This is a genomic window from Bacillus haikouensis, assembly GCF_013179555.1.
GTDB lineage: Bacteria > Bacillota > Bacilli > Bacillales > Bacillaceae_B > Rossellomorea > Rossellomorea haikouensis_A.
The window spans coordinates 1-4,734 of the sequence record NZ_JABMCR010000297.1 but is presented as its reverse complement, the minus strand read 5'-3'; the positions used below and the strand labels follow the sequence as shown (position 1 = coordinate 4,734).

The window sequence follows — 4,734 nt, the reverse complement described above, 5'->3', positions numbered from 1 at the left end:
ATTTTCTGGCTAAATTAGAAATGGAGGGCGCTGACTTAGTCGACACCCTATTTAAATAAGATATGGGATTGTTCTTAAAACTATCAGTAGGAGGGGACAAAGGTGATCGAGGGGAAAATTTTAAGATACTACAGAGAAAAAAAGGGATACACTCAGGAACAGCTTTCGAAAGGAATTTGTTCTGTCAGTCATTTAAGTAAAATTGAAAGAGGCATAACAGAATATTCAGGGGAAATTACTACTATTCTTTCTAAACAATTAGGAATAGATATCCAAGACGAAGTAAGGAATTACAAAAGTTTTGAAGAAAAATTAGAAGAATGGAAAAATGCTATTGTTATGTTAGATACCGAAAACATGAAAGTGAAAAAAGCAGCACTTGACGCAAACCAATTAACGGATATTCCCGACTTTCAAGTGCACTACTCATTGCTTTTAGCCCGTCATTATCTCGTTCATTATGAAATGGAAAAATGTCATAAATTGATGAAAAAAATCAAGAAACTAGACATCAACCTTTCCCCTTATGAGAGCAACCTATATAAACATGTTCAGGGAATCTATTACTTTAGTATCGGAAGCTACAAGAATTCTATTGAAGTCCTAAAGAAAATTGATTCCAGTTACACGAGCCAAGAATATTATTATCACTTGGCTATATCCTATCATGCCGTTCATGACAATACTTTAGCGTACTATTATGCTCAAAAAGCTTTGCGCTATTTTCAAGAAACATTAAGTTTCACACGTATACTTGATACAGAAACACTGATTATCCTCCAACTAAACGCTCAATCACAATTTAGCCTAAAAGAGACTGGCCAATATTATTATAAACTGATTCAATCTGCTAAAAAGATTCAATCTGTAGATCGATTAATTAAACTCTATTATAATCTTGGAGAAGAGCTGTTCAGAAGAAAACATTATGAAGAAGCAAAAGAGTATCTTGAAGAAGGATTGACCTTAATGAATGAAGAAAATTTCCTATTTCTAACCATGTTGGATTTATATATAAACATTTGTTATAAAGGAAACTTAAAATCGAAAGAATGCCTATTGTCCGATGCGAAAAGAGGTCTACACCATGCAAAACAGGGAAAAGACAAAAGATATTTATATTTTAAGTTACATTTATTTTTACTGAATGAGAAGGAAGATTCCTATTATGAATACGTTGAAGATGAGGTGATCCCTCACTTTATTGAGTTAGGAAACGAGGGTTTAATCCAGCACTTTGAAGTTAGGCTATTTCGTTACTATATAAAAACAAATCAAAACGAAAAGGCGTGGGCTCTCGCTAAAAAGAAAATGCTTGCTGAGATAAGCTATAATGAATTGGATTAGGTCGTGTTAAACCCCCATCATAAATTTAATGGGGGTTTTTCATTTCCCTATTTTTATTTGACTTGAAATATAAATATTCACTTTGCTATTAAACCCAGTTCCAGCATTGGTACAACCACGGGCAAAGTAAATACAGTCCTGACTCCAGGGATTTTTTTATTCTGAATTCCTATACGTTTTATATGGAACCCAAGGAGGGGGGAACCAAACAGAAAGGGCTTTGGTAACTTTAAGAGTCAGATGATGGCTTTTTCTTAGGTTTCGAAAGTCTTTCATAAACTTCTAAACAAATGTATCCAGTAGCTGGTATAAGAATTAATAGAATAAATCCAATAGGACCGCTAACAAACTTTGCGATATATCCTGCCTTTGGAATCTTAAATGCTAGACTGCCGATTAAATGGTTTGAGTGGACGATATTGGCGTCTTTTACGTTGTTGTTGTCTCCTTTTGTGACAAATCCAACGGTTCCTTGATCTTGTTTAATATCAATTACACGGTGAGTGATAATTTTTGTTTCAGTCTCTTTAAATGTAATCACATCATTTATTTTCACTTCGGACGGAGTAACCTTTTTTATAATAACTAAATCACCTGATTTAATGAATGGATGCATACTATTGGTTAATACCGTTAATGGACTTATTCCAAAAATAGTGGGTACTTTTTCTGGGTGCTTTTTTGATTGAAACGTGGAATATAGTAAAAAGGCTATAACCAGAATGATGATGATGAAAAGAAATATCGAAATGCTTTTAGAAAGAATTTTAATCACAATTTCCCCAACCTTCACTTAATTTCAGAATGTTTCCCAAAATTAATTTTATTTCGCCATTGTAAGCTTTTTCTACCAAAATAAAAACTATGATATTTGCCGAATTTTATTTGTTTTGTTTGATAAATAAAGCGATTCCTTCTAATTTCTCGTAATTTCACACATTGATATGTTTGAGGATTTTCCTGATTTGGGGTAATTTCGACTATTTTTTAAATTCTTCCATAAAACAAATAGGTAATTAGAAATCGGGTATTTAGGTGGTACTCTTAATTGAGTCGTAAAAATGGCGTATTCATGATCTTTTACCTACTGAAATTTGATAGGAAAGACCTAATAATTGAGAATAAAATTATTCCAATATACGACACAAAGTACATGCTATAAGATAATTGTAGAGTGAATATTCGATAAATTCATTTTGTTGGGAATTTTTCGTATCTACATCTACTTGAAATGATCGAAGGGGCATCATGAGAAATACAGATACTATTTTCACTTATGCAGGGAAAACAAAGGAGGAAGGGTATGAAGAACAAGAAATTAGGGCGTATATTGTTAGGGTCAGCATTAACAGTAAGTTTAATAACATCTTCTGGTATTCCGTTTAATGTACTTGCAAAAGAGTCAGAGAAAACAAAAATTACAGATGTTGAAGGAATACTAAAGAACTTAAGTGATGAACAAAGAAAGGCGCTTAAAGAGCTAGAAATCGGACCAGGATTTGTTATCTCTCCGGATATCAATGTAAATAGTCCTGAATTAGTGAATGTCATTGTTGAATTTAAACAAGCGCCAGCAAAAGTTGAATTGATGAAACAAAAAGAAGAAGGAAAAAAGATGGCATTGTCTTCTGCAATAGATAAAGTAGAGGCATCCCATCAACAATTTAAAAAGGAATTTAATAAACTGACAGGATTAAAAATCGCTTATAGTCAACAGTTAAATGATTCGAAGATTACTAGAGAATATAAACATGCATTTAACGGAGCGGCAGTTACCGTTCCAGGCAATATGCTTGAAGAGTTAGTGAAATCTGACGTTGTCAAACGGGTATGGAATAACAAAGAATACCAACTAGATCTCCCGAAAGAACCAGAAGAATTAAAATCCACAGCACAATCAGGTTCAGCTGATAGTAATCGCCAAATCGGTGCGGACAAGCTCCATGAAGAAAATATTAAGGGAAAAGGGATAAAAGTAGGAGTTATTGATACAGGGATTGATTATAACCATCCAGATTTAAAAGATGCTTATAAAGGTGGATATGACTTTGTGGATAATGATTCGGACCCAATGGAAGCAACTTATGAAGATTGGAAGAAAACGAATTATCCTGAATTACATCCTGCAATTGGTTCCCCCTACTATACTTCACATGGAACACATGTCTCAGGGACAATCGCTGGTCAAGAGAAAAACGCTGTCGATTATGCAGTTGAAGGAGTTGCACCTGAATCAGACTTATATGGGTATCGCGTACTAGGTCCTTATGGAAGCGGGACAACAGATGCTGTTCTGGCCGGGATTGACAAAGCAGTTGAGGATGGAATGGATGTTATCAATCTATCATTAGGAGCAAGTGTGAATGATGCTCTTTATCCAACCTCTGTAGCCATTAACAATGCGATGCTGTCTGGAGTTGTCTCTGTTGTTGCAGCAGGTAATGCTGGACCTAATGAAAAAACGGTCGGTTCTCCTGGTACATCTGCTTTCGCTATTACGGTAGGTGCAAGTGATGTATCACAAACCATCGCCACATATACTGCGAGTGCTGGTGATGAAAAGTATGGTGAGATTAAATTATTAGGTAAGAACTTTTCAGATGATTTGGAAGAGTTAAAGGATAAATCTTTCCCTGTTGTTTATGCTGGAATTGGGAAGAGCGGTGATTTTGAAGGGAAGGATCTGAAAGGAAAGCTCGCATTAATCCAACGTGGTGAAATCGCTTTTGATGAAAAAATTCAAAACGCTAAAAAAGCAGGTGCAGCAGCGGTTATTGTTTACAACAACGTTGAAGGGGAAATTTCAGCATACTTAGGCGAGAGCACTGGTTATGTTCCAACCTTCCAGCTAACAAAAGCTGATGGTGAACGCTTACGATCACAAGAAAATGTCTCATTTACTTTCGAATCAATGGGGAGTGTGAAAACCGAAGGCGATTATTTAGCAGACTTTAGTTCGCGTGGTCCGGTTGCAAAAAATTATGATATTAAACCAGATGTTGTTGCGCCAGGTGTAGCTATCTTTTCAACTTATCCTGAATATATGAATGATCCAGAAGATGGAGACAATTACGATATTGCGTACACACGTATGCAGGGAACGTCTATGGCATCTCCACATGTTGCAGGTGCAGCTGCATTGATTTTACAAGAGCATCCGGATTACTCACCATTTGAGGTGAAGGAAGCATTAATGAATACAGCAGATGAGTTGAAAGAAAAATACTCAGTAAATGAAGTAGGGGCAGGACGGGTTGATATCTATGAAGCGGCCCATGCAGGCGTTTCTTTAAAGGTCCTTGATAAAACAGAGAATGTAGAGGGAAATGAAACCGTTGAAATTGATGAGGAGACCGGTTCTATCGCATTTGGCAGTCACTATCAAAA

3 protein-coding genes are annotated in these 4,734 nt (G+C 35.7%); 2 read left to right on the top strand and 1 reads right to left on the bottom strand.

Features of this window, described 5'->3' with window-relative positions; genetic code table 11:
* The first annotated feature begins 102 nt into the window (after positions 1 to 102).
* Complete coding sequence (locus HP456_RS20085) at positions 103 to 1,347, top strand: helix-turn-helix domain-containing protein (RefSeq protein ID WP_172254404.1); 1,245 nt, start codon at positions 103 to 105, stop codon at positions 1,345 to 1,347.
* 229 nt (positions 1,348 to 1,576) lie between these two features.
* On the opposite strand, the gene HP456_RS20080 is transcribed toward HP456_RS20085, so the two are convergent.
* Positions 1,577 to 2,122 (bottom strand): signal peptidase I, encoded by a 546-nt coding sequence (locus HP456_RS20080; RefSeq protein ID WP_172254402.1) that lies wholly within the window; start codon positions 2,120 to 2,122, stop codon positions 1,577 to 1,579.
* A gap of 528 nt (positions 2,123 to 2,650) precedes the next feature.
* Here HP456_RS20080 and HP456_RS20075 point away from each other — a divergent pair.
* Positions 2,651 to 4,734: S8 family serine peptidase (locus HP456_RS20075; RefSeq protein WP_172254400.1), on the top strand; the 2,084-nt coding region annotated here is incomplete at its 3' end.